Raw genomic sequence first — 25,287 nt, 5'->3', positions numbered from 1 at the left:
CAAGGAGAGCTGATCATGAAAGCGCAAAAAGGTTACGCCATCGCCGCCGCCTTGCCACGTTCGCGGCAGGGTTCCCAAGCCCTGTTCGCCCGGCTGTGGCTGCAAGTGAAACGCTGGCACCAGTTGGCCGCGCAACGTCGCCTGCTGGCGAGCATGCCGGACGCTACGCTCAAAGACTTGGGCCTGTCGCGTTCCGACATCGAGCAGGAAGTGGAACGGCCATTCTGGGACGACCCCCTGAAACGCTGAGCCCACATCCACCGCAACCAAGGAAGAACGCATGAACCCGCACTACCATCTGGCGCAAGTCAACATTGCCCGCACCAAAGCCCCGCTCGATGACCCGTTGATGCGGGGCTTTGTTGAGCAATTGGACCCCATCAATCAACTGGCCGATCGCAGCCCTGGTTTTGTCTGGCGGTTGCAAACGGAGGAGGGCGACGCCACTTCGATTGTGCTGTTCGACGACCCGCGCCTCATCGTCAACCTCTCGGTCTGGACCTCGTTCGAGGCGCTGAAGGCCTATGTGTACAGCGGCGACCACCTCAGCGTGCTGAAGTCGAAGAAAAGCTGGATGGAGAAACTCGACACGCCGTCGTTGGCCCTGTGGTGGCTGCCCGTCGGCCAGTTGCCAACGCCCGAGGAGGCCAAAGAGCGCTTGGCGCTTTTGGCAAAAAATGGCCCCAGCGCGACTGTATTCACCTTCGCCAGGCCGTATCCTGCACCCGAAGCCGAACCAGGTGCAGCCGATGTCCACACCGCTATCGCTATCCCTTAACCAGGCCCGCCGCCTGGCCTTGAGCGCCCAAGGTTTTGCCGACCGCAGCCGCGCCAGCGAAGTCAAACCGGCGCGTTTCAACGCGTTGATTGAGCGCTTGGGCGTGGTGCAGATCGACTCGGTGAACGCCGTGGTCCGCTCCCATTACCTGCCGTTGTTTTCCCGCCTCGGCGACTATTCGCCCAGCCTGCTCGAGCAGGCTGCATGGGGTCGCGGCAAGCGCCGAACCCTGTTTGAGTACTGGGGCCACGAAGCCTCGCTGATGCCGTTCGCGTTATACCCAATGATGCGCTGGCGCATGCAGCGCGCCGCCCACGGCCGGGGCATCTACCAACACCTGGCGACATTCGGGAAGGAGCAACAGCAGGTGGTGCAGCGGGTGCTCGCCACGGTGCGCGACAGCGGCGCGACGGGCGCGGGTGCGCTGACGACCCGGGTAGAACGCGCCGGCCCCTGGTGGGACTGGAGCGCAGAGAAAATGGCGCTGGAATGGTTGTTCGCCGCTGGCGAAGTGACCGTAGCCGGGCGACGCGGCTTCGAGCGGCTATACGACTTGCCCGAGCGCGTGGTCCCCCACGCCTGGCTCAATCACCCCGACGTGCCGGAAGCCGAGGCGCAACGCCAGCTTCTGCTACACGCCGCGGCGGCGTTGGGCGTGGCCACCGAAAAAGACCTGCGCGACTACTTTCGCCTCGACCCCAAAGACAGCCAGGCGCGGCTGGCCGAGCTGCTCGAAGCCGGCGCGTTGCAAGCGGTCACCGTGCAGAGTTGGGACAAAACCGCCTATAGCCTTCCGGCGCTCAGCATCCCCCGTAGCGTAAAAGCCTCGACGTTGCTGTCGCCGTTCGATTCGCTTATCTGGGAACGCGCGCGCACCGAGCGGCTCTTCGACTTCCGCTACCGCCTGGAGATTTACACCCCGCAAGCCAAACGCGTGTACGGCTATTACGTGCTGCCATTCCTGCACAACGAGCGGCTGGCCGCCCGGGTCGACCTGCGCGCCGAGCGCAGCAGCGGGCGCCTGCTGGTGCATGCGCTGCACGAGGAAACGGTGGGCCTGGATGAGGAGGGCGTGCAGGCCTTGGCGCGTAATTTAATAGCCATGGCGCAATGGTTGGGGTTGTCGCAGGTGGAGGTGAGTTGTGCGAAAGCCGAGAGTCAGCGGCTGCGCAGCGCGCTTCGCGCCTAATGGCACGGCCGCCCAGCCGGCCATGCACCTGGCCTGCCCGGAATTACGCAGTCCCATGCATGTACTCCGTCACCCCCGCGAAGGCGGGGGTCCAGGTGCGGTGATTGACGGGTTTACCCCAGACCGCTCTTTCGCCGGCCCACCGCATCGCGGCTAAAGCCGCTCCCACAAAAAAACAGCTGGCAGGCGTCGCGGCTTCGCTCTTTTGTGGGAGCGGCTTCAGCCGCGATGCTCTTGCTCTAAGCGCTTACCCCTGAAACGGCGACTTGCTCAATATCACCCCCGTCTCCGCCACGTACTGATGCCAATGTTCCAGCAACACGGCCAGCTTCTCGGGCTCACGCTCAGCCAGGTCATGAATCTCACCCGGGTCGCTGCTCAAGTCATACAGCTGCCAAGTCGAAGGCCCAACCGGACCGGGAATAAACACGGCTTTCAGGTCGCCTTGGCGAATGGCGCGCATGCCGAACAACTCCCAGCCGGTGACGGTGTTCTGGTCGTGAATCTGCTCGGTCTCGCCGCTCAGGTAGCCCAGCCACGATTTGCCGCGCGGCTCCGCCACCTCGCGGCCTCGCCACTGCTTGCCCGGATGCCGAACCCCTGCGAGGTCAAGAATGGTGGGAGTGATGTCCATCACCGTGCTGAATTCCTTAACGATCTGCCCCTGCCGGTGGAAGGCGGGGTAGCGCACCAGCGCCGGCACGCGAATGCCGCCTTCGGTGGTGAAGGCTTTGTACAGACGCGACGGCGCGGTCGCCGCCTGGGCCCAGCGTGGGCCGTACCAGACGTAGGAATTGGCGCGGCCGATGTTGTCCAGGCTGTTGTCGTAGTGGGTATCGAGGTAGGTGAGCAGCGTTTCGCCGAACAGTGGGAAGGCTTCCAGCAGCAGGCCTTCGGCGCCGTTGTCGGACATAAACAGCACAAAGGTGTTGTCCAGTTCGCCTTGTTGGCGCAGGTAATCGACCACGCGTCCGATGTTCCAGTCCATGCGCTCGACCATCGCCGCATAGGTTTCCATGGTGCGCGCAGAGATCGCCCGCTGTTCGTCGCTGAGCGCCTGCCATTCCTGGTTCTGCGCGATCACAGGGTGGGCTTCTACGTCCTGCCCGACCAAGCCCAATTCCTTGAGTTTGGCCAGGCGTTCCTGGCGCAATACCTCCGGCCCGGCATCGTAGCGGCCCTTGTAATTGGCCACCACGTCGGCCGGCGCTTGCAGCGGCCAGTGCGGAGCGGAGAAGGGCAGGTAGGCGAAAAATGGCCGTGCCTGGTCGCGCTCTTTCAGGTACTGCAGCAGCTTGTCGCCAAAGGCGTCGGATGAGTAGAAGTCGTCCGGCAGCGTGTCGACGAATTGGTCGTCTTCGATGTACAGCACGGGTGTCGCTTTGATGATACCGGGGGTGTTTTCGTCTTCCGGTGGTTCGTAGCCGTAATGGTTGGCGGCGCCGGGAAGCAGCGAGAACGACCGCTCGAAACCGCGAGCGTGCGGCGCCTGGTCAGCAGTCAGACCGAGGTGCCATTTACCGGCCATCAGCGTCTGGTAGCCGGCTTCACGCAGCAGTTCGGGCAGGGCCACCACGCGCTCGTTCAAATAGCCTTCGTAGCCCGGTTGGCCGAGTTGCTCCGGGCCGATGGCCTCGGCCATGGCGCCGATGCCGGCGATGTGGTGGTCGGTGCCGGTGAGCAGCATGGAACGGGTTGGCGAGCACGTGGGCGCGGTGTGGAAGTCGGTCAGACGCACGCCGGCGGTGGCCAGGGCGTCGAGGTTCGGCGTGGCGATCTCGCCACCAAAGGCGCCGAGGTCGGAGAAACCCAGGTCGTCGGCGACGATCACCAGGAAGTTCGGGCGTTTACTCATAGCACAGCATCCTCTTTTAAAACGGTAGAAATCAGTAGGCGATGTAGGCCAGCGGCAGGTCTTCCACGCGCACCACGGGCGGGGCCACGTAGGCGCCGTCGCTGGTCAATTCATGCAGCAGTTCTTCGCGCAGTTGATGGAATTCGAAACTGCTGCGCGCCCGTGGGTGCGGCAGGTCGATGGCCACCACGCGCTTGATTCGTCCGGGGCGCGGCTCCATGACCACCACGCGGTCGGCGAGAAAAATCGCTTCCTCGACGTCGTGAGTCACCAGCAGCGTGGTGATCGTTGCGCGGCGGCGAATGGCCAGCAGTTCGTCTTGCATGTGCTGACGGGTGAGGGCGTCGAGTGCGCCAAACGGTTCGTCGAGCAGCAGAATTTGTGGGCTGGCCACCAACCCTCGGGCAATCGCCACCCGCTGCGCCATGCCGCCCGATAGCTGATGCGGGTAGGCGCGTTCAAAGCCCCGCAAACCCACCAGATGAATAAATTCGCTGACGCGCCGAAAGCGCTCGGCCTGGTTCAGGTGTTCGTTAACCAAGCCCAGGCCGATGTTCTGCTCCACCGTCAGCCACGGAAACAGGCGGTGCTCCTGGAACACGATGCCGCGATCGCCGCCGATGCCCTGCACCGGTTTGCCGGCCACCTCGATCTGCCCGCGAAAGTCGCTGTCCAGCCCCACCAGCAGGCGCAGCAGCGTGGATTTGCCGCAGCCGCTGGAGCCGACGATGGCAACGAATTCACCGGGCGCGATTTCCAGATTGAATTCACGAATGGCTTCCAGCTCGCTGCCATCGACGGCGAAGTGTTTGGCCACGTGGTTAAAGCGCACCAACGGCGCGGCGGTCGCTTTGGCCGTTGGAAAGGCGAGTGTGCTCATGCGGTTCTCCAGCGCGTTGCCCGCGCTTCGATAAATTGGCCGAGGGCGTTCAGGGCGGCGCCCGTGAGGCCGATGAGGAGCATGGCGGCCATTACCTGATCCATGCGAAACAGCTGCTGCGCGCCGATCATCAAGGTGCCGATGCCGTAGCCCGAGGCCATGAAATATTCCGCGCCAATGGTGCCCAGCCAGGCGTAGATCAGACCCAGGCGCAGGCCCGCGAAAATCGCCGGCGTGGCGCCCGGAAGGATCAGCAGGCGCAAGCGCTGGAACAGATTCAGGCGCAGCGCCGTAGCGGCTTCGCCCAACTGCGGCGACAGGTTGCGAATGCCCCGTTGAGTAGCCACCAGCAGCGGGAAAAACGCCGCCAGCCCGACGAACACCAACTTCGCCAATTCCCCCAGACCGAACCAGGCGGTGAGCAGCGGCACCCAGGCGAAAATGGCGATCTGGCGCAGCGCAGAAAGACTCGGGCCCAGTAGCCGGTCGGTGCGCGACGACAAGCCCAGCACCACGCCCAGTACAAAGCCCAGACCGCCGCCGACCAGCAAACCGGCCAGCGCGCGCAGCAGGCTGTGGCCCATGGCGGTCAGCGAACTGCCGTCGCCCAAGCCTTCGTATGTGCTGAGCAGCACCTGCCACGGGCTAACCAGAATGTTGGCGTCTACCCACTGCAATTGACTCACCACCTGCCAAATAGCCACCAGGCCCAGCGGCAGCAGCCACGGCTGCCAGCGTTGCCAACCGCTGCCCACGGGGCGGCGGCGAAACTCGGCGGTGGGCGGGTGCGGCCAGAACAACAGCGCGCGGTCGAGCAGGGTGATGCCGCGTTCCATCAGTACGCCGACGATGCCGATGATGAAGATGCAGACGAACACCACGTCGAGCATGAACAACTGGCGGCCCCAGACCATCAGGTAGCCGATGCCTTCACTGGAGGCGAGCAACTCCACGGCCAGCAATGACGACCAGCCGGTGGCCAGCGCCAAGCGCAGCCCTGCCATAAACGATGGCAAAGCGGCTGGCAGCACCAAGCGCCAGATCAGCAGGTAGGCTGGCAAGCGCAACACAGCGGCCGCTTCGCGCAATTTGGGCTGGGCGTCGCGCACGCCGACCAGGCTGTGAATGGTCACCGGCACCACCACGGCCTTGACCAGCACCACCAGCTTCAAGGTTTCACCAATGCCAAACAGCAGCATGAACAGCGGAATCCAGGCCAGGGTTGGAATCTGTGCAAGCGCGCTGAAGGTCGGGAATATCAGCCGTTCCGCCCGTGGGCTGAAGCCCAGCGTGGCGCCCAACACTGCGCCAACCGCCACGCCAACCGACAACCCCCAGAACAAGCGCTGCAGGCTGATCCACAAATGACCGAGCAAATCGTCGCGGCCCAGTTCCACAGCGCTTTGCCAGACCAAAGCCGGCCCCGGCAGGGTTTGCGCAGACATCCAGCCATAGCGCGCGGCCAGCGCCCAGAACACCAACAACAAGGCCGGCACCACCCAAGGCCACAGCGCTTGGCGCGCAGCGGCTTGGCTGAAGGCGAAGCGTCGAGTGCGCGGATTCAACGTAAGGGGGCGGGCGCTTGCCATATCAGTTACCCCGCCACACTGGGGCGCTGGAGAAAGGCTTAGATATATTCTTCATGGGAATATCAAATTAAGTTGTCTGCGCTTTTATAAGCTAAGAACCGCATTTAAGGGCTGGCCCAACTCGCGAGCAAATGCCTTTGCTGAATACTTTTTATGCTTTTGCCGCATGTGCAGCGGAGCCCGCGCTAGACAGCGCTTAGGTCGAACGGTTACTAAAAAATAATTTATTAGTATTTAAAGTTTTGTTTCTGCTGTGCCTTATTCGCGGCTCTAGCTGGCGCGGTGCCGGCGTTTGGCGGGAGCCCACAACGATGAATACCTTCTTCAACTCGGCCTTGAGCCTGTTCGCCTCGCCGCTGCTGGCCGGGCTCCTGGGCGTGTTTCCGCTGGTGGCTCACGGCGCGCCCGAGCCGCTGACGGAAATTCGTATCGCCGTGCCTGACCTCAGCGCCGTGGCCACCCACAGCGGCGGCGGCATTGTCGACGTGGTGCGCGAGCAGCAGCTTTTCGAAAAAGCGCTGGCGGCGGACGGCATCAAGGTTCAGTGGAATTTCTTCAAGGGCGCCGGCCCCGCTATTAACGAAGCGTTCGCCAACGGCCAGGTCGATCTGGCGTACCTGGGCGACCTCGCGGCCATCGTCGGTAAATCCAACGGCCTCGACACCCGGCTGCTGAGCGCCACGGCCCGCGACGTGAAGCTGTACCTCGGCGTGCTACCGGGTTCCGGTATTCAGTCGCTGGCGGATTTGAAGGGCAAGCGCGTGGGCATCTTCCGGGGTACCGCTGTGCAACTGTCGTTCGACGCCGCGCTGGTGAGCCAGGGCCTGACGGAGAAAGATATCAAGGTCATTAACCTGGACTTCACCGCGTCCACCTCGGCGCTGGTGGCCAAGCAAATCGACGCCACCTGGGGGGCTTCCAACCTGACGGCGCTGCGCGCGCGCGGCCTGGTCGACATTCCGCTGACCACCAAAGACCTTAACGGCGCCGGCAGTGTGCAGAGCGTACTGGTGGGTTCGGGGGCCTTTGTCGATGCGCACCCGGACATCGTCAAACGCCTGCTGAAAGCGCAGGAAACCGCCGTGCAGTGGGTGAGTGACGAGGCGAACAAAGAGGCGTACATCCAGCTGGTCTCGCGCCTGGCGGGTTACCCGGCGGTGATCCTGCAAACCGACCTGGGCGATGAGCAGCTTGGCCACTTGTTCCAGACCCGACTGGACCCCGAGTTTCTCGGCAAGCTGGATGCGTCGATCAAACTGGCCGGCGAGCAGCGGCTGATTCGCAAACCGTTCAGCACCGCCGAGTGGCTGGCCAAAGACGTGGCAACGACGCAGCCTGCGGTGGCTGCGCAGTAGCAGGGTTACTGCTTGGCGAGAAAGGCTTTGGCAGCCCGCGAACCGTTGGCCTTGCCCAGTACCTCGCAAATGCCTTGGCCCGCCGCGATCAGTTTCGCCATGTCGATGCCGGTGCTAATGCCCATGCCGTTGAGCATGTAGAGCACGTCTTCGGTGGCGACGTTGCCGGTGGCGCCCTTGGCATACGGGCAGCCGCCGAGGCCGGCGACGGAGCTGTCGAACACGGCGATGCCTTCTTGCAGGCTGGCGTAGATGTTCACCAGCGCCTGGCCGTACGTGTCGTGGAAATGGCCGGCGAGTTTGTCGCGGGCGATATCGCGACCGACCACCTCGAACAGCCGTCGGGTACTGGCCGGCGTGCCGGTGCCGATGGTGTCGCCCAGCGACACTTCGTAGCAGCCCATTGCGAACAGCTCCCGCGCGACCATGGCCACTTGCTCCGGCGCAATCTCACCTTCATATGGGCAGCCGAGCACGCACGACACATAACCACGCACGCTGATGTTGTGCTGCTGCGCCAACGCCATCACCGGCGCAAAGCGCGCCAGGCTCTCGCTGATCGAACAGTTGATGTTCTTTTGCGAGAACGCTTCCGAGGCCGCCGCGAATACCGCCACTTCGCTGACACCGGCTTCAATCGCCGCTTCCAGGCCCTTGAGATTGGGCGTTAGCGCACCGTACGTGACGCCGGGCTGGCGCTGGAGCTGGGCAAACACCTCGGCGGAGCCGGCCATTTGCGGCACCCACTTGGGCGACACGAAACTGCCAACCTCGATATAGCGCACGCCAGCGGCCGACAGCTGATCGACCAAGCGCACCTTGGCCTCGACGCTGATGGCCTGTTGTTCATTCTGCAAACCGTCGCGCGGGCCGACTTCGACCAAGCGGACGTGGGTGGGCAAGACCATTTCACTCTCCCAAAACAACATCGTTCTACTGTACGAGCGAGCTTGCTCGCGAGTGGTGTTGCAGCGAGCTTGCTCGCGAATGGCGGTTGCAGGGTTCGCGAGCAAGCTCGCTCCTACAACAGCACCAGCAGTTGCGTTTATTCCAGCTCCACCAACACCGCACCTTCGGCCACCATTTCGCCTTCGGCGCAGTACAGCGCTTTGACGGTGCCATCGTGCGGGGCGCGGATGCTGTGTTCCATTTTCATGGCTTCCAGTACCACCAGCGGCGTGCCGGCTTGAACGGTCTGGCCGGCTTCTACCAGCACGCGCACGATACTGCCGTTCATGGGCGCCGTCAGCCCGCCGTGCTGCTGATGGCTGGCCTGGGCAGCGGCGATGGGGTCGAACTGTTGCACGGCGTGCAGCTCGTTATTCCAGCGCAGGAACAAGGTCGTGCCTTGGCGGATGGCCAGGTGCTGGGTGGTGACGCCGTTGGCGTTTACCCGTAGCTGATCGCCTTGGCGCGTGATGGTCGCGTCGGCGTCGCGAAGGCGCACCACGCGTTGCTCGCCAGCGCAGGTCAGGTGCAGGTCGGTTTCGCTGGCCAGGCCGGCGCGCCAACCCGTGCTGGCGGCCCACGGGCTGTGCGGATCATCGTCACGCGACACAGGCGTTGCGGTCAGTTGCCAGGCGCGGGCGGCCAGTTGCCAGAAGGCTTCGGGCCGTTCACCGGGAGGCGGCAGCAGCTCGGGCTGATAGCGCGGAATAAAACCAGTATCCAGCTCGGCGGCGGCGAAGGCGGGGTGCGCGAGAATGCGCTGCAAGAACGCCAGGTTGGTCTTCAGGCCGCCCACGGCAAATTCGCCGAGCATGGCCAACAAACGCAGGCGCGCTTCCTCGCGGTTTTCCCCCCAGGCGATCAACTTGCCCAGCATCGGGTCGTAGAACGGCGACACCACATCGCCTTCCGCCACACCGCTGTCCACGCGCCGACCCGCGCCAGGTGCCGATTCGCGGTACAGCTGCAGGGTGCCGGTGGCGGGCAGGAAGTCGTTGTCGGGGTCTTCGGCGTACAGGCGCACTTCAATGGCATGGCCTATCAACGGCACCTGCTCTTGCGTTAGCGGCAGCGCTTCGCCGCGCGCCACGCGAATTTGCCAGGCCACCAGGTCGAGGCCGGTGATGGCTTCGGTGACCGGGTGCTCCACTTGCAGGCGCGTGTTCATTTCCATAAAGAAAAAGTCGCCGCGCGCATCCAGCAAAAACTCCACCGTGCCGGCGCCCACGTAGCCGATGGCCTGGGCCGCTTTAACGGCCGCCTCGCCCATGGCCCGGCGCTGTTCAGGGCTGAGGCCGGGGGCGGGGGCTTCTTCGACGACTTTCTGATGGCGGCGCTGAATCGAGCAATCGCGTTCGTTGAGGTATAGGCAGTGGCCGTGCATGTCGGCGAACACCTGGATTTCCACGTGCCGAGGTTTGAGCACGTATTTTTCCACCAGCATCTGGCTGTTGCCAAACGAGGACAGCGCCTCACGCTGCGCAGACGCCAAGGCTTCGGCCAACTCTCCCTCGTGCTCGACCACTTTCATGCCTTTGCCGCCACCGCCGGCCGTGGCTTTGAGCAGCACCGGATAGCCGATGCGCTGGGCGGCGTCGCGGAAGGTGGCGAGGTCTTGCGCCTCGCCGTGGTAGCCGGGCACCAGGGGCACGCCGGCTTTTTCCATCAGCGCTTTGGCGGCCGATTTGCTGCCCATGGCATCGATGGCGGAGGCGGGCGGGCCGAGGAAAATCAGCCCAGCCGCTTCGATGGCACGGGCGAAACCGGCGTTTTCGGAGAGAAAACCGTAACCGGGGTGGATTGCCTGGGCGCCGCTGGCCTGAGCGGCGGCGATCAGTTTGTCGATGCGCAGGTAGCTCTCAGCCGGCTTGGCGCCGCCCAGATTCACGGCGCTGTCGGCCTCGCGCACATGGCGGGCGCGGCGGTCGATGTCGCTGTGCACGGCCACGGTGCTCATGCCCATGGCCTTGGCCGTGCGCATCACGCGACAGGCGATCTCGCCTCGGTTGGCGACGAGTAAACGGTTGATCATGACTGCGGCTCCTGCCAGGCGGGTTTGCGCTTGGCCAGAAAGGCTTGCAGGCCTTCCTGACCTTCGGCGCTGACGCGGATTCGAGCGATGGCGTTTTCGGTATAGCGGCGCAGGGCCGGGGTCAGCGCGCCAGTGCCTACTTCATGCAGCAATTGCTTGCTGGCCTGCATGGCTAACGGACTGTTGAGCAGCAGGTTGGCGACCCAGCGTTCTACTTCCGCCTCCAGCTCGTCAGGTTCGTAGCACTCGGCCAACAAGCCCAACTGCTGCGCACGTTGGCCGTCGAAGCGTTCGGCGGTCAGCGCAAAGCGGCGCGCGGCCCGCTCGCCGATGGCTTGCACCACGAACGGGCTGATGACCGCAGGCGCCAGGCCGATGCGCACTTCCGACAGGCTGAACTGCGCATCGCGCGCGCCGATGGCCATGTCGCAGCAACTGATCAGGCCGATGGCACCGCCAAACGCCGCACCTTGCACCACAGCCACGGTGGGGATTTTCAACTGATGCAGGCTGTACATCAGGTCGGCCAACTCACGGGCGTCGTTGAGGTTGGCGCTGTAGTCGAGGTTGGATGATTGCTGCATCCAGGCCAGGTCGGCGCCGGCGCAAAAGTGTTTGCCGCGCCCGCGCAGCAGCATGAAGCGAATACTGCGGTCGGCCTTGATGATGTCCAACGCCAGAACCAGCTCGCGGATCATCTGGGCATTGAAGGCGTTGTTCTTGTCCGCACGATTCAGCCACAGGGTGGCGATGCCGTTGGCGGTGATATCGAGTTCGATGGTGGTGAAGTCAGTCATTGCACAAATCTCTGTGTGGAACTGGGCTGGCTTTTTGTGGGAGAGGCTTCAGCCTCGATGGGATGCTGAAGAAATCAAAAGCATCGAGGCTCAAACCTCTCCTACAGGAAACGCCGTTCAGCTGAACTACATCCGGAACACACCGAACTGGGTGGGCTCTATCGGCGCGTTCAGACTTGCGGAAAGTGCCAGGCCCAACACCTCGCGGGTTTGCGCAGGGTCAATCACGCCGTCATCCCACAGCCGCGCGCTCGAGTAATAGGGGTGACCCTGCTGTTCGTATTGCGCCAGGATCGGCTGCTTGATCGCCGCTTCTTCCTCGGCGCTCAGTTGCTGGCCGCTGCGTTCGGCTTGCTCGCGTTTCACCTGCGCCAGCACGCCTGCCGCCTGCTCGCCGCCCATGACGCCGATGCGCGCATTGGGCCACATCCACAGAAAGCGCGGGTCATACGCGCGGCCGCACATTCCGTAATTACCGGCGCCGAAACTGCCGCCGATAATCACCGTGAACTTCGGCACTTTGGCACACGCCACCGCGGTCACCAGCTTGGCGCCGTGCTTGGCGATGCCGCCAGCTTCGTATTTCTGCCCGACCATAAAGCCGGTGATGTTCTGCAAAAACAGCAAAGGAATGCCGCGCTGACACGCCAGCTCGATAAAGTGCGCGCCTTTTTGCGCCGACTCGGCGAACAAGATGCCGTTGTTGGCAATGATCGCCAGCGGGTAACCGTTGAGGCGGGCGAAGCCACACACCAGCGTGCTGCCGAACAGGGCTTTGAATTCATCGAACACCGAGCCGTCGACCAGGCGGGCAATCACCTCGCGCACATCGAACGGTTGCTTGGCGTCGGCGGGAATCACGCCGTAAATCTCATCGCTGGCATACAGCGGCGGTTGCGGCGCGCGGCTGTTCAATTGGCCGTGCTTGCGCCAGTTGAGGTTGCTGATGCAGCGCCGCGCCAGGGCCAGCGCGTGTTCGTCGTCTTCGGCGTAGTGATCGGCGACACCGGATGTTTTGCAATGCACGTCGGCGCCACCGAGGTCTTCGGCGCTCACCACTTCACCCGTGGCAGCGCGCACCAGCGGCGGCCCGGCGAGAAAGATGGTGGCCTGGTTGCGGACCATGATGGTTTCGTCCGACATCGCCGGCACGTAGGCGCCGCCTGCGGTACAGGAACCCATCACCACGGCGATCTGGGGAATGCCCAGTGCGCTCATGTTCGCTTGGTTGAAGAAGATGCGGCCGAAGTGTTCGCGGTCGGGGAACACCTCGTCCTGACGCGGCAGGTTGGCGCCGCCCGAATCCACCAGATAGATGCAGGGCAGGCGGTTTTCCTTGGCGATGGTTTGTGCGCGCAGGTGCTTCTTCACCGTGAGCGGGTAATAGCTGCCGCCTTTGACCGTGGCGTCGTTGGCCAAAATCATGCACTCCACGCCCTCGACGCGACCGATGCCGGCAATCACCCCAGCGGCCGGCACGTCTTCGCCGTACACCTCGTGGGCCGCCAGTTGGCCGACTTCAAGAAAGGCCGAGCCGGGGTCGAGCAGACGGTTAATGCGTTCGCGCGGCAGCAACTTGCCCCGCGAGGTGTGGCGCTCCTGCGCCTTGGCACCGCCGCCTAGCTGCACCTGAGCGAGGAGGGCGCGCAGGTGATTGACCTGCTCGAGCATGGCATCGGTATTGGCAGCAAATTCGGGGCTGCGGGTGTTGATGTGGCTGGTGAGGATGGCCATGGGGCGCTCCGGGCGATGCGTTTGGTACCTGTGGGAGCGGCTTTAGCCGCGATGCTTTTAGATCAACAACATCGCGGCTAAAGCCGCTCCTACAGTCGATGTAGGGCTGGTGGTCAACGGGTCTCGTTAAACAATTCCCGCCCAATCAACATCCGCCGAATTTCGCTGGTGCCGGCGCCGATCTCGTACAGCTTGGCGTCGCGCAGTAATCGGCCGGTGGGGAATTCGTTGATGTAGCCGTTGCCGCCGAGAATCTGGATGGCATCCAGGGCCATTTGCGTGGCGCGCTCGGCGCTGTAGAGGATCACCCCGGCGGCGTCTTTGCGCGTGGTTTCGCCACGGTCGCAGGCGTTTGCCACGGCGTAGAGGTAGGCGCGGCTGGCGTTGAGCTGGGTGTACATGTCGGCGACTTTGCCCTGGATCAGCTGGAATTCGCCGATGGCCTGGCCGAACTGTTTGCGGTCGTGGATGTAGGGCACCACCACGTCCATGCAGGCTTGCATGATGCCGACGGGGCCGCCGGACAGCACCACGCGCTCGTAGTCGAGGCCGCTCATCAACACCTTCACGCCGCCATTGAGCACGCCGAGAATGTTTTCTTCCGGCACTTCCACATCATCGAAAAACAGCTCGCAGGTGTTGGAGCCGCGCATGCCGAGCTTGTCGAATTTGTTGCTGCGCGAGAAACCTTTCCAGTCGCGCTCGACGATAAACGCGGTGATGCCGTGGGCGCCTTTTTCCAGATCGGTTTTGGCGTAGATCACGTAGGTGTTGGCGTCTGGCCCGTTGGTGATCCAGGTTTTGCTGCCATTGAGCACGTAGCAGTCGCCGCGTTTGTCGGCGCGCAGTTTCATCGACACCACGTCCGAGCCGGCGTTGGGCTCGCTCATGGCGAGGGCGCCGACGTGCTCGCCGCTGATCAGTTTCGGCAGGTACTTGGCCTTTTGCTCGGCGGTGCCGTTGCGGTTGATCTGGTTCACGCAGAGGTTGGAATGCGCGCCGTATGACAAACCCACCGAGGCCGAGCCGCGGCTGATTTCTTCAATCGCCACCACGTGCGCCAGGTAACCGAGGCCGGCGCCGCCGTATTCCTCGCTGACGGTAATGCCCAGCAAGCCCATGTCACCGAATTTGCGCCACATGTCGTGGGGGAACAGGTTGTCGCTGTCGATGGCCGCAGCGCGTGGCGTCAGTTCGGCGGCGACAAAGGCCTGCACTTGGTCGCGCAGCATGTCGATGGTTTCGCCGAGGGCAAAGTTCAGGGAAGGGTAAGTCATGGTGGGCACCTGGTGATTATTGTTGTTGAGCTGCCAGTAACGGGTTAAGCGGGAATTTGCGCCATGGCGGCCAGGCAGCGCTCTTCGGCGGTGTCCAGCTCCATTTGCATCTGCTCGATGTCGAGTAATTGCTGACGCAGCTGTTCGCGGCGCTCGGCGATCTTGCGCATGAAGGTTTCGAGTTGTTTGTGGTTGCCGGTGGGGTCGTAAAGCTCGATCAGCTCGCGACACTCGGCCAGGGAAAAACCGATGCGCTTGCCGCGCAGAATCAACTTTAGGGTGACTTTGTCGCGCGCCGAGTAGATGCGCTCCTGGCCGCGGCGCTCGGGGGTGAGCATGCCTTGTTCTTCGTAGAAACGAATGGTGCGGGTGGTGACGTCCAGCTCACGGGCCAGGTCGGAAATGCTGTAGGTGGTCGGCATAGGAAAATGCTTACTCGCAAAGTTACCTTTACGTTAACGTAAATCACCTTTCCCTACAGCGTCAAGCGAGTGTTCCGTGTGCCGTTTTGGCGTCAGACGGTTTTGCGCGGCGATTGTGGTGGGGGATTGATGCCCATCGACACATAGATACTGGTGAACGCATCCACGCCAATATTGGCCGGCTTCACCCATTCCACCGGCACATACAACAAGCCGCCGCCGATGGGAATTGGCGCGGTGGGCACCAGCACGGCGTAATAGTGGCGGCCGTCGATATCGATAGGCTCGGGGTTGGGCATTAACGCCAACACCGCCACGCCATCACCGCCGAAGAAGCACCAGACGGGGCTCATGGCGTTGATGTCGGCGCCTTCTTTTTTCTCCAGCAGCGCCACGAAGCGATCGGCCAGGTTGTACAGCTTGCCGAACAGCGGAATGCGCCGCAGGGTGACATCGGTCAACCAGGCCAGCGGCTTGCGCAAACCGTGTTGCACGGCCAAACCCAGCACATAAATGGCCACCACCAACAGCACCGTGCCCAAGCCATAGGCCAGGTATGTGTTGCTGGCGAATGGTTGGCCCATGGCCGCAAACAGCCTGCCGACGTAAGTCGACGGTCCTACAATACGGTTGAGCAAACTGACTACCCAAGTGAGCAACACCAGGGTCAAGGTCAGTGGCAATAACACGATCAACCCTGCCAACCAGGTGGTCAGCAGGGAATTGAAGCTTTTCTTCAGCATCGGGACTTCCGCGGCAATCAAGCGATGGCTTTGAGGGTGAATACCTGGGTGATCTGTTGCAGCTGGCCGTCCCACACGTAACGCAAATGCTCGCCCTGCACCGGAATGCTGGCGGCCGGCGGGCGGAACAGCGCCGCGCATTCGCCGTTTTCGTTGCGCACGCTGCGGTACAGCAAACCCCACGAGCGCGCTTTACGGCGCTCGGCGGCAAAGCGTTGGGGCAGGGCGTAGGCGTTCGGGTCGGGGTCGTAGAGTTCGTCGTAGCCTTCGCGGACGTCATCCAGCGGCTGCACCACTTTGCACACGTAGGTGCGCAGGGTCAGTTCCATGCTCGGCTCGTGGGTGGCGCGCATAAAGCGTTCGCGGTGGAAGCGGGTTTCGGCGATGGCGGTTTGTAAACTGTCGCCGCAGTAGTACACGCCGTATTGGCCGTCGGTGAAGCGGCTTTTGGCGCCCACGTGAGTAAAGGCAGCCATTAACGGCGAGGCGCCGGGGCCGCACACGCGGTCTTCGGGGGCCACATGGCTAAGCAGGCCGGCCTCTTCGCGCAGGCGGTCGTTGGTCAGGCTTTCAATCAGAAAGGCTTGTTCCAGATCGGCGGGGTCCAGCACATCTTCAAACACCGAGATCGGCGGGAAGGCGCTGGAAACGATGCGATAGGCCCGCATCCATGCAGGCAGCACTTGAGTCGGTTGTTTCAACCACGTACTCCATCCAGGTAACGACGTACCACGGCAATATCCATCACGCCGCCGGCCAGCATCACCTGCAAAGCGCTCATGCCGTTGAAGGGTGCTTCGCTGTTGGCCTTGCGAATCCATTCGTACGTCGACGGTTTATCGCCAAACAAAATACGCAGCGTTTTGTGGATGCCCATCAGATAGGAAACGCGTTCTAACGTGTCGCGCGGTAAGCGAATTTCGGGCAGTTGGCGGTACTTGTAGAGCGTGCTGCGGCCGATGGAGCCCAGCAGCACGGTTTGTTCCTCGACCGAGCAGTTCCATTTCTCCATCAGGTTGAAGAAAAACTTCAGCGCCACGTGCCCGGCATGAGCCGAGTCGAGGTCGAGAACAGCGCTGTTGGACGGGCTGGCGAGGGACATGGTGTTTCTCCACAAGTGGACAGTGATGTCACTTTAGTCCGCATGTGGAAAAACCGCAAGTGCCCGAATACCCAGCGCGCTTATGCCTGCCCGGCGTCCTGCACGCTGATCTGCTGCGCCAACTCGATCATCTGCTCACGCATCCAGCGGTTCGCCGGGTCCTGGTCGGTGCTTTCGTGCCAATACAGGTGCGTTTCCACGGCGGGCACTTCCACCGGCACGCCGACGTAGTGCAGGTCATGGCTGCGGGCAAAGCGCTCGGGCACGGTCATGGCCATGTCGGTTTTCTGCATCACCATGGAGGCCATCAGGTAGTGCTGGGAGCGCAGGGCGATCTTGCGCTGAATGCCCATTTTGCCCAGGGTGAGGTCGACATAACCCAGCCCGCTGCGGCGGCTGGAAATGTGGATGTGGGTCAGCGACATATATTCGTCGAGCGTCAGCTTTTCCTTGGCCAGCGGGTGGCCTTTGCGGATGGCGCACACATAGCGGTCAGACAGCAGCTTGACGTGGCGCACCTGCGGGTCGGTGTTCAACGGCGCGTCCACGGCGAAGTCGAGGCGGCCGGCGGCGAGCTCTTTGGTGGTCTCGCGACGCTTCGACAAAAAGCTCTCAATCTGCACGGCCGGAGCCTGGCGACGCAGGCGCTGGAACAGCGGCGGCAGAATGATCTCCTCGGTGAGGTCGGTCATGCTGATGCGGTAGGTCTTGTTGGCTTGCAGCGGGTTGAACGTGCGGCTTTCCTGCACCGAAACGCGCAGCAGCGACAGGGCATTGCGCACCGGACCAATGATGTTCTGGGCCATGGGCGTGGGCACCATGCCTTGCGCGGTGCGGACGAAGAGCGGGTCGTTGAAGGTTTCGCGCAGGCGCGCCAGGGCGTTGGATACGGCGGGTTGGGTGATGCCGACAATCTGCCCGGCACGGGTCAGGTTGGCCTCGGTGTAGATGGCGTCGAAGACGATAAAAAGGTTGAGATCGACCTTGCTCAAGTTCATTGCCAACGCGCTCCTGGTCTTATTGGTTTGGGGTCACGGAATCAGCTAATCATATATCGGTGATGAATGTTAATACACGCCGAGAATAGGTTAGATAAATCTTCATCCCTGTTCTAGGATCTTTTCCAACCTCACAACAGCCCGTCAGAAGGTGCCTCCGATGGATTTCGCTTATTCCCCCAAGGTTCAAGAACTGCGCGAACGCGTTACCGCATTCATGGACGCTTATGTCTATCCCGCCGAAGCGGTGTTCGAAGCTCAAGTGAACGAGGGTGATCGCTGGCAGCCCACCGCGATCATGGAAGAGTTGAAAGCCAAGGCCAAAGCTGAAGGCCTGTGGAACCTGTTTTTGCCCGAGTCGAAACTCGGCGCCGGTCTGACCAACATGGAATACGCGCCGCTGGCCGAAATCATGGGCCGCTCGCTGCTGGGCTCCGAGCCGTTCAACTGCTCCGCGCCAGACACCGGCAACATGGAAGTGCTGGTGCGTTACGCCAACGAAGAACAGAAAAAACGCTGGCTCGAGCCGCTGCTCGCTGGCCAAATTCGCTCGGCGTTCGCCATGACCGAACCGGGCGTGGCGTCCTCGGATGCCACCAACATGGAAGCCCGTGCCGAGCGCGTGGGTGATGAGTGGGTCATCAACGGCCGCAAATGGTGGACATCGGGCGCCTGCGACCCGCGCTGCAAAATCATGATTTTCATGGGCCTGAGCAACCCGGACGGCCCGCGTCACCAGCAGCACTCGATGATCCTCGTACCGACTGATGCACCCGGCGTAAAAATTCTGCGTCCGCTGCCGGTGTTCGGCTACGACGACGCCCCGCACGGCCACGCCGAAGTGCTGTTCGAAAACGTTCGCGTGCCGTACGACAGCGTGTTGCTGGGCGAGGGCCGTGGTTTTGAAATCGCTCAAGGTCGCCTTGGCCCAGGCCGTATTCACCACTGCATGCGCTCCATCGGCATGGCGGAACGCGCCCTGGAACTGATGTGCCAACGCGCCGTTAGCCGTACCGCTTTCGGCAAGCCGTTGGCCCGCCTGGGCGGCAACGTCGACATCATCGCCGACTCGCGCATGGAAATTGACATGGCCCGTCTGCTGACGCTCAAAGCGGCTTACATGATGGACACCGTGGGCAACAAAGTGGCCAAAAGTGAAATCGCGCAAATCAAAGTTGTCGCGCCAAACGTCGCCCTGCGTGTGATCGACCGCGCCATTCAAATGCACGGCGGCGCGGGTGTGTCGAACGACACGCCGCTGGCCTACATGTACGCCATGCAACGCACCCTGCGCCTGGCCGACGGCCCGGACGAAGTGCACCGTGCAGCCATCGGCAAGTTCGAAATCGGCAAGCACATGCCCAAAGACATGCTCAAGAGCCACTAAGCCCTAGCGCATGAAAAAGCCCGCCCGGTTTAGCCGTGGCGGGCTTTTTTGCGTCTGCCGTTCCGCCCCGTTACTCGCGATAGAAAACTTGCACCAGGTGATAGCCGAACTGGCTTTTCACTGGGCCGTGCACGGTGCGCACTTCCTTTTTGAAAATCACCGAGTCGATGGACTTCACCATCTGCCCGGGCCGCACTTCGCCCAGGTCGCCACCTTTTTTGCCGGACGGGCAGGTGGAGTATTTTTTCGCCAATACATCGAACGCCTCGCCCGCAGCGATGCGTTTTTTCAGCGCGGCCGCTTCCGCCTCGGTTTTCACCAGAATATGGCGGGCCATTGCTTTTGCCATGGGGGCTCCTCGGTCTCTTCGTTAATTGCCAACGCATCGAGGCCAAAGCCTCTACCACGGGGCGCATAGTGTGCCAGTATTCGCGGCGGCGTTTTACTGGCGCCAATAACATGGCCGCCAGTGTGCTCACTTTGACCTACCGTATTACTTTCACCCACCCAAGGAGGCTTTGCCCATGGACCTGAACCCGATGCTGAAAATTCTGGCGACTCAGGACGGTTCAGACCTGTACCTGTCCACCGGCGCGCCGCCCTGTGCCAAGTTCAACGGCGTGCTCAAACCGTTGAGTGCCGAGCCGCTGAAGTCGGGTGAAATCGCCGCCGTGGCGGATTCGATCATGGACTCGGCGCAGAAAATCGAGTTTGAGCGCGAGCTGGAAATGAACCTCGCCATATCGCTGGCCGGCATTGGCCGGTTTCGCATCAACATCTTTAAGCAGCGCAACGAAGTGTCGATTGTGGCGCGCAATATCAAGATGGAAATCCCCAAGTTCGAAGACCTCAAGCTGCCGGAAATTCTGCTGAAAACGGTGATGGAAAAACGCGGCCTGGTGTTGTTCGTGGGCGGCACGGGCTCGGGTAAATCCACCTCGCTGGCGGCGCTGATCGACTACCGCAACCGCAACAGCGGCGGTCATATCATCACCATCGAAGACCCGGTCGAGTACGTGCACCGGCACAAGAAATCGATCATCAACCAGCGCGAAGTGGGCGTAGACACCCGCAGCTTCCACGCCGCCCTGAAGAACACCCTGCGCCAGGCGCCAGACGTCATCCTCATCGGCGAGATTCGCGACCGCGAAACCATGGAACACGCCCTGGCCTTCGCCGACACCGGGCACTTGGCGATCTCCACTTTGCACGCCAACAACGCCAACCAGGCGCTGGACCGCATCATCAACTTCTTCCCCGAAGAGCGCCGCCCGCAGTTGCTCAACGACCTGGGCAACAACCTCAAAGCCTTCGTCTCTCAGCGCCTGGTCAAGACCACCGACGGCAAGCGCCGCGCCGCTGTGGAAGTGCTGCTCGGCACGCCCACGGTGCGCGATCTGATCAAGCGCAGCGAGCTTAGCGAGATCAAGGAAATCATGGAGAAGTCGCGCAACCTGGGCATGCAGACTTTCGACCAGGCGCTGATCGAGCTGGTGAACGAGGGGGCGATTGATGAAGAGGAAGCGGTGAAAAACGCCGACTCGGCCAACAACGTGCGCCTGAAACTCAAGCTCTACCGCGAGACGCCCGCCGTGGCTGCGGTGCCGGTGGCTGCTCCGGTGGCGCCCGTCGCGCCAGTGGCGCAAGCCAGCGATTGGGGCATGGAGTTGAAGCTGGAAGACATCGAAGAAGAGCCGGCGCCACCGGAAGATCCCGGTCGCCACGGCATTTAACCCCCGACTATTTCGTCGGCGGGTTCATATAGCGCTCGCGGATGCGCTCTACGCCGCCATTGGCGCGCAGCTTGGCAATGGCGGCGCGCATGCGTTTGATCACCGTGGCGTCGCAGGTTTTCGAGCAGGCCAGGTACATCTCCGTGCTGGCCATTTCCGGGCTCATCAGCAGCGGGTCGCGAGTGTTGCGGTTCCAGGCGAACTGGCCTTCGGGCACGGTGGTGAACCAGGCGTCGATGCGTTTTAACTCCAGCAGCCGAAGCGGCTTGTCGCCCAGTTGCAGCGGATAAATCTGCTCGCGGCTAAACCCTTGGCTGAGCAGAATTTCCTCTTGCGCCGAGCCGATGCCAACACCAATGCGCTTGTACTCCGTGCGCGCTTGCTCGAAATTTTTCAGCGGTTCGCTGAAGCTAAAAAACGCCCGGGGCAGCGGCAGCACGGAGGCGATCCAGGTGTACTGGGTTTCCCGACCCGGCGTTCGCGACAGCGGCAGAATCAATAAATTTTTCCCCTCCCGCACGCGCTTTTGCGCCCGCAGCCACGGCTCGGAAATAATGTTCACCCGGTAACCCGCCAGCGCTGCCGCTTCCAGCACGGCGTCGCCCACCAGCCCATGGCCCAACGGGTCGTTAGGGGCGGCTAGCGGCATGGCGTCGGGAATGTACAAATCAAAAACAGGCGGGGCAGCCAACGCGCTGGCGCCGAGCAGGGCCAGCAACAAACCGACAACTCGGGGCAGCATGGCGACGTCCGTAGGAGGGCAGTGGAAGGAGTATAGGTGAGGTTTTGCGCGCCGATTGGCGTGGTCCATATGACTTCACACGGTCAAATTGACTCGCACTCAGGGTGAGTCGTTGTGACTGCGCTAACGGCTAATCTATTGATTTAGATCAATAAAAAATGTGGCACGCATTCTGATTAGTCCTGGGTACGCAACGGAAAGCCTTTCCGGCGTTCACTCGGAGGATTCACCCATGTTTGCCTACCTGAGCAGCCCGAAAAACGTGATGCACTTGTCCAACCAATTGCTGATGGCGGGTCTGGTGGTGTTGCTGGTCGGTGTGTTCGTCGCTTACGGCTACGAGGGCAGCTTGAACCTGCCCACGCTGGTCGCCGCCCACGGTGGCGTGATTCTTGGCCCGACCGCACTGAAGATCGGTTACGTGATGCGCTTGATCGCCCAGTACAACTTGGGCAAAGCCCCGGTTAGTGCAGCGTGCGCGTGAAATCAGGCGCCGGCGGGCACGATCAGGTCCACCAGCGAATCTGCCGTGGCCTGCAAGCGCGCGGTGTCTGGGTAGAGACGTTCGATCACCACGATGCCGCGCGTGAGCGTCACCAGCAGCCGCGCGGCGTCTTCAATGGGCAACGCCAGCGGCTCGGTGGCCTGGCTCAAACGCTCCGCGAGCAAACCCTCCAGCCCGTCGACCATGCCGCGCAGCACGTCACGAATCGGCTCGGCGCTGGCGTTTTCATCCACCGTGGTTTTGGTCGACAAACAGCCGCGTGCCGCTTCGCCGGATTTCATCGAGGCAATGGCAAAGGTGAAAAAGGCTTTGAGCGCTTCGCGGGTGTCGGGGTAGGTCAGGGTTTCGCCGGCAGCGGCGAGAAAGCCCGCTTTGTAGCGAGCGAACACCGCGAGAAACAAGCCTTGCTTGTCGCCGTAGGCGTTGTACAGCGAGCCACGTTGCACGCCAGTGGCTTCGGCGAGTTCGGGCATGGAGGTCGCGCCGAAGCCTTTACGCCAGAAAACTTCCAGGGCGCGTTCGAGGGTTTGGTCTTCGTTGAATTGTCGTATTCCGGCCATGGCGGCAATTTCACTCTTGTTTGACAGGTGTGTCAATAATGCCTTGACAGGCGCTTCGTTGCTCACAACACTAGCAAGCATGACAGGTATGTCAAAGATGGCGTGGACAGCCGATCAGCCTTTTGCCAAGCGAGCCACACATGACCAGTGAAGCCAGCGTCACCCACCTCGACAGCGGCCCCCGCCAACCCAGCGTGATGCACGCGATTATCGCCGGCCTGTGCGCCAGCCTGGTCGGCATCGGCTTGGCGCGTTTCGCCTACACGCCCTTGATTCCCTCGCTGATCGAAGCGCAGTGGTTCGCCGCCAATGACGTGATGTACCTCGGCGCTGCGAACCTGGTCGGTTACCTGGCCGGGGCGCTTAGCGGTAGGCCTATCGCGCGCCGCCTCGGTGGGCCATGGACGCTGCGGGTGATGATGCTGTTCGCCTCGCTGGCGTTTCTGGCCTGCGCCTTTCCGGTGTCGGTGCTGTGGTTCTTTGCCTGGCGCTTTGTTTCCGGGCTGGCGGGCGGCGCGATCATGGTGTTGGCCGCCACCAGCGTGCTGCCGTTTATTCCCGGTGCGCGCAAAGGCCTGGCCAGCGGCGCGATTTTCCTGGGTCTGGGCCTGGGCATCGCCGCCTCGGGCACCTTGGTGCCGCTGCTGCTGAACCTGGGTCTGCAACAAACCTGGATCGGCCTCGGTGTGCTGTCTGCCGTGCTCACCGCCGTGAGCTGGAGCGGCTGGCCGACCGTGGCGACGCCAACGCCGGTCATTACCGCCGGCACCGAAAGCAAAACGCCGACCGCCATGAAACTGCTCTACGCCCAATACGCGCTGATGGCCGTGGCCTTGGTGCCGATGATGGTGTTTCTGGTCGACTACGTGGCGCGCGGCCTGCAGTGGGGCGCACATTGGGGCGCGATGGTGTGGGTGGTGTATGGCATTGGCGCGATTCTGGGGCCGATGGTGTACGGCGCGTTGGCCGACCGCATCGGCTTTGCCACCACCAGCCGCGTGGTGCTCGGTATTCAGGCGCTGGCGATTGCCTTGTTGGCGCTGGACCACAGCGTGCCGGCCCTCGTGGCGGCGGTGCTGGTGATCGGCTCGTTTCCGCCCGGCATCGTGCCAGTCAACCTGGGCCGTATTCAGCATTTGCTGCCGGGCGACCTAAGCGCGCAGAACCACGCCTGGAGCCGCGCCACCACGGCGTTTGCCTTGTTCCAGGCGCTGGCCGGTTACGCCTATTCGTACCTGTACGCCCTGAGTCACGGCAACTACACGCTGTTGTTTGTGATTGGCGGCGCGGCGGTGGTGCTGGCTTTGTTGCTCGACCTGATTCCCACCGCCAGCCGCCGCGCCGCCGTCGATTAATGCAGCGGTATGTCGTGCGGCACCGCTTTGAGCCGTGGCAGCCACCAGGCCACGGCGAAGTTGAGCACCAGCAGCCACACGCCGAACACCGGCAGCAGCGGCAAGCCCAGGTGCGCGCTTAGCCACAAACCACCGAACCAGGCGCCCGCCGCGTTGCCCAGGTTGAACGCCGCGTGGCTCAGCGTGGCAGCCAGGCTGGCCGATTCGCCGGCTTGCTCCACCAGCAGCAATTGCAGCGGTGTGGACACCGCAAAGGTGGCGATGCCCCAGCACAGCAGAATCGCCAAGGTCGGCAACTGCCATTGGCCGAACAGGTACAAGCCCAACACCATCAACGCCCCGCAGGCCAGCGCCATCGGCACCGCACGCTGTACGCCGCGATCGGCCAGGCGCCCGCCAAGCACGTTGCCCAGGGTCAACCCGACGCCCATCAGCAACAGGGCGCCGTTGCTTTGGTCTGGGGTAAAGCCGGTGACTTCGCGCAGGAACGGGCTGATGTAGGTGAATACGGTAAACAGCGACACCGACGTCAGGCTGCACACCAGCAAGGTATGCAACACCGGGCGGCGGAAGATGCCGCTCCAGCTGCCACTCGCGCTGCGCACCGGCCGGGCGGTGGGCGGCAGCCAGATAAATTGCGCGATCACCGTCAGCGCCCCGATACCGGCCACCACAAAAAACGTCACGCGCCAGTTCGTGGTTTGCCCCAGCCAGGCCCCGAGCGGCACGCCGAGCACGTTGGCGATGGTCAGGCCGCTGATCACCATGGCCATGGCCGAGGCCTGGCGATGGGGCGGCGCGAGGTCGCGGGCGAGGAGGGTGGCGCAGCCAAAGAAGCCGGCATGGCTGATGGCCGTGGCCAAGCGCGCGGCGAGCAGCCAGTGATAATCCGGCGCCAGGGCGCAGGCCAGGTTGCCCAAGGTGTACATAAACATCAGCGCGATCACCGCTTGCCGGCGTGGCGCGCGGTCGAGCATCGGCCCCAGCAACGGCGCGCCGACCACCACGCCCAGGGCGTAAGCGCTGACCAGCAGGCCGGCGTCGGCCAGGCTCACGCGCAGGTCGGCGGCGAGTTCGGGCAGCAAGCCCATGATGATGAATTCACTGCTGCCAACTACGAAACCGCCAAGGGCGAGGGCGAGCAGGGGGAGGGACATGAGGGTGCGGGCGTGCATTGAGCGAGGGGTTCCAATCGGGGGGCTGCGGTTAGGCTTGAGGCGGCGTTATATGCAAAATTCTGGATCCCCGCCTTCGCGGGGATGACGGAGTCGTTTGGATTACCACCGTCATCCCCGCGCAGGCGGCG

General features: G+C 62.7%; 25 protein-coding genes. 8 read left to right on the top strand and 17 right to left on the bottom strand.

Going from position 1 to position 25,287, the window contains the following annotated elements; translation table 11 throughout:
- The first annotated feature begins 15 nt into the window (after window positions 1–15).
- From ACZZZU_RS03785 to ACZZZU_RS03775, 3 genes are read left to right on the top strand one after another with little or no spacing between them, the layout of a single operon-like run.
- Entirely contained in the window at window positions 16–249 is a 234-nt protein-coding gene (locus ACZZZU_RS03785) for a DUF1127 domain-containing protein (RefSeq protein WP_463549806.1), read from the top strand.
- Between the two features lie 31 nt (window positions 250–280).
- Window positions 281–778 (top strand): DUF3291 domain-containing protein, encoded by a 498-nt coding sequence (locus tag ACZZZU_RS03780; RefSeq protein ID WP_463549805.1) that lies wholly within the window; start codon window positions 281–283, stop codon window positions 776–778.
- Window positions 750–1,967 carry a winged helix-turn-helix domain-containing protein gene (locus tag ACZZZU_RS03775; protein ID WP_463549804.1) on the top strand — a complete coding sequence of 406 codons (1,218 nt, stop codon included), beginning with the start codon at window positions 750–752 and terminating at the stop codon, window positions 1,965–1,967. The genes ACZZZU_RS03780 and ACZZZU_RS03775 overlap by 29 nt, the downstream gene beginning before the upstream one ends.
- A 247-nt stretch (window positions 1,968–2,214) precedes the next feature.
- Here ACZZZU_RS03775 and ACZZZU_RS03770 read toward each other — a convergent pair whose 3' ends face one another.
- From ACZZZU_RS03770 to ACZZZU_RS03760, 3 genes are read right to left on the bottom strand one after another with little or no spacing between them, the layout of a single operon-like run.
- Complete coding sequence (locus ACZZZU_RS03770; protein WP_463549803.1) at window positions 2,215–3,822, bottom strand: arylsulfatase; 1,608 nt, start codon at window positions 3,820–3,822, stop codon at window positions 2,215–2,217.
- Between the two features lie 31 nt (window positions 3,823–3,853).
- Window positions 3,854–4,702, bottom strand: a complete 849-nt coding sequence (locus ACZZZU_RS03765; RefSeq protein WP_463549802.1) for an ABC transporter ATP-binding protein — start codon at window positions 4,700–4,702, stop codon at window positions 3,854–3,856.
- Window positions 4,699–6,291, bottom strand: a complete 1,593-nt coding sequence (locus ACZZZU_RS03760; protein ID WP_463549801.1) for an ABC transporter permease — start codon at window positions 6,289–6,291, stop codon at window positions 4,699–4,701. The genes ACZZZU_RS03765 and ACZZZU_RS03760 overlap by 4 nt, the downstream gene beginning before the upstream one ends.
- A gap of 311 nt (window positions 6,292–6,602) precedes the next feature.
- Here ACZZZU_RS03760 and ACZZZU_RS03755 point away from each other — a divergent pair, with 311 nt between their 5' ends.
- Complete coding sequence (locus tag ACZZZU_RS03755; RefSeq protein WP_463549800.1) at window positions 6,603–7,646, top strand: ABC transporter substrate-binding protein; 1,044 nt, start codon at window positions 6,603–6,605, stop codon at window positions 7,644–7,646.
- A gap of 5 nt (window positions 7,647–7,651) precedes the next feature.
- Here the strand turns inward: ACZZZU_RS03755 and ACZZZU_RS03750 are convergent, their stop codons facing one another.
- From ACZZZU_RS03750 to ACZZZU_RS03705, 10 genes are all read right to left on the bottom strand, one after another.
- Window positions 7,652–8,554 (bottom strand): hydroxymethylglutaryl-CoA lyase, encoded by a 903-nt coding sequence (locus tag ACZZZU_RS03750; RefSeq protein ID WP_463549799.1) that lies wholly within the window; start codon window positions 8,552–8,554, stop codon window positions 7,652–7,654.
- A 137-nt stretch (window positions 8,555–8,691) separates the two neighbouring features.
- Window positions 8,692–10,626: an acetyl/propionyl/methylcrotonyl-CoA carboxylase subunit alpha gene (locus ACZZZU_RS03745; protein ID WP_463549798.1), complete on the bottom strand. Its 1,935-nt coding sequence runs from the start codon at window positions 10,624–10,626 to the stop codon at window positions 8,692–8,694.
- Window positions 10,623–11,423 (bottom strand): gamma-carboxygeranoyl-CoA hydratase, encoded by an 801-nt coding sequence (locus ACZZZU_RS03740; RefSeq protein WP_122498473.1) that lies wholly within the window; start codon window positions 11,421–11,423, stop codon window positions 10,623–10,625. Before ACZZZU_RS03740 ends, ACZZZU_RS03745 begins: the two co-directional genes overlap by 4 nt.
- Window positions 11,424–11,549: 126 nt before the next feature.
- Window positions 11,550–13,157, bottom strand: coding sequence for a carboxyl transferase domain-containing protein (locus ACZZZU_RS03735; RefSeq protein ID WP_463549797.1), 1,608 nt, complete (start codon window positions 13,155–13,157; stop codon window positions 11,550–11,552).
- 113 nt (window positions 13,158–13,270) lie between these two features.
- A complete protein-coding gene (locus tag ACZZZU_RS03730) occupies window positions 13,271–14,434 on the bottom strand; it encodes an isovaleryl-CoA dehydrogenase (protein WP_463549796.1) in 1,164 nt (387 codons plus the stop codon).
- A 44-nt stretch (window positions 14,435–14,478) separates the two neighbouring features.
- A complete protein-coding gene (locus ACZZZU_RS03725) occupies window positions 14,479–14,856 on the bottom strand; it encodes a MerR family transcriptional regulator (RefSeq protein ID WP_122498479.1) in 378 nt (125 codons plus the stop codon).
- 92 nt (window positions 14,857–14,948) lie between these two features.
- Entirely contained in the window at window positions 14,949–15,599 is a 651-nt protein-coding gene (locus tag ACZZZU_RS03720) for a DUF502 domain-containing protein (protein WP_463549795.1), read from the bottom strand.
- 17 nt (window positions 15,600–15,616) lie between these two features.
- Window positions 15,617–16,267, bottom strand: a complete 651-nt coding sequence (locus tag ACZZZU_RS03715; RefSeq protein ID WP_122498579.1) for an RES family NAD+ phosphorylase — start codon at window positions 16,265–16,267, stop codon at window positions 15,617–15,619.
- A 29-nt stretch (window positions 16,268–16,296) separates the two neighbouring features.
- Complete coding sequence (locus ACZZZU_RS03710; RefSeq protein WP_122498483.1) at window positions 16,297–16,701, bottom strand: MbcA/ParS/Xre antitoxin family protein; 405 nt, start codon at window positions 16,699–16,701, stop codon at window positions 16,297–16,299.
- 80 nt (window positions 16,702–16,781) lie between these two features.
- Window positions 16,782–17,699, bottom strand: coding sequence for a LysR family transcriptional regulator (locus ACZZZU_RS03705; RefSeq protein WP_122451037.1), 918 nt, complete (start codon window positions 17,697–17,699; stop codon window positions 16,782–16,784).
- Between the two features lie 160 nt (window positions 17,700–17,859).
- On the opposite strand from ACZZZU_RS03705, the gene ACZZZU_RS03700 reads away from it, so the two are divergent.
- On the top strand, window positions 17,860–19,086 hold the full coding sequence (locus tag ACZZZU_RS03700) for an acyl-CoA dehydrogenase (protein WP_463382605.1): 1,227 nt from the start codon (window positions 17,860–17,862) through the stop codon (window positions 19,084–19,086).
- A gap of 70 nt (window positions 19,087–19,156) precedes the next feature.
- Here ACZZZU_RS03700 and ACZZZU_RS03695 read toward each other — a convergent pair whose 3' ends face one another.
- The gene (locus ACZZZU_RS03695; protein ID WP_122498487.1) at window positions 19,157–19,435 is read right to left on the bottom strand and encodes a peptidylprolyl isomerase; all 279 of its coding nucleotides are present in this window, start codon (window positions 19,433–19,435) and stop codon (window positions 19,157–19,159) included.
- Between the two features lie 175 nt (window positions 19,436–19,610).
- Between ACZZZU_RS03695 and ACZZZU_RS03690 the strand changes: the two genes are divergently transcribed.
- Window positions 19,611–20,819 (top strand): PilT/PilU family type 4a pilus ATPase, encoded by a 1,209-nt coding sequence (locus tag ACZZZU_RS03690; RefSeq protein ID WP_463549794.1) that lies wholly within the window; start codon window positions 19,611–19,613, stop codon window positions 20,817–20,819.
- A gap of 7 nt (window positions 20,820–20,826) precedes the next feature.
- Here the strand turns inward: ACZZZU_RS03690 and ACZZZU_RS03685 are convergent, their stop codons facing one another.
- A complete protein-coding gene (locus ACZZZU_RS03685) occupies window positions 20,827–21,561 on the bottom strand; it encodes a substrate-binding periplasmic protein (RefSeq protein ID WP_463549793.1) in 735 nt (244 codons plus the stop codon).
- A gap of 232 nt (window positions 21,562–21,793) precedes the next feature.
- Here ACZZZU_RS03685 and ACZZZU_RS03680 point away from each other — a divergent pair, with 232 nt between their 5' ends.
- Entirely contained in the window at window positions 21,794–22,045 is a 252-nt protein-coding gene (locus ACZZZU_RS03680; RefSeq protein WP_463549792.1) for a transmembrane sensor/regulator PpyR, read from the top strand.
- 2 nt (window positions 22,046–22,047) lie between these two features.
- Here ACZZZU_RS03680 and ACZZZU_RS03675 read toward each other — a convergent pair whose 3' ends face one another.
- Window positions 22,048–22,626 carry a TetR/AcrR family transcriptional regulator gene (locus ACZZZU_RS03675; protein WP_463549791.1) on the bottom strand — a complete coding sequence of 193 codons (579 nt, stop codon included), beginning with the start codon at window positions 22,624–22,626 and terminating at the stop codon, window positions 22,048–22,050.
- Window positions 22,627–22,766: 140 nt separating this feature from the next.
- On the opposite strand from ACZZZU_RS03675, the gene ACZZZU_RS03670 reads away from it, so the two are divergent.
- Complete coding sequence (locus ACZZZU_RS03670) at window positions 22,767–23,981, top strand: YbfB/YjiJ family MFS transporter (protein ID WP_463549790.1); 1,215 nt, start codon at window positions 22,767–22,769, stop codon at window positions 23,979–23,981.
- On the opposite strand, the gene ACZZZU_RS03665 is transcribed toward ACZZZU_RS03670, so the two are convergent.
- Window positions 23,978–25,138 (bottom strand): MFS transporter, encoded by a 1,161-nt coding sequence (locus tag ACZZZU_RS03665; RefSeq protein WP_463549789.1) that lies wholly within the window; start codon window positions 25,136–25,138, stop codon window positions 23,978–23,980. The genes ACZZZU_RS03670 and ACZZZU_RS03665 overlap by 4 nt on opposite strands.
- Between the last annotated feature and the right edge of the window lie 149 nt (window positions 25,139–25,287).

The sequence above is a fragment of the Pseudomonas sp. AC136 genome (assembly GCF_979258585.1).
The sequence above is the reverse complement of the archived record's forward strand: the minus strand, read 5'-3'. Positions and strand labels throughout refer to the sequence as shown.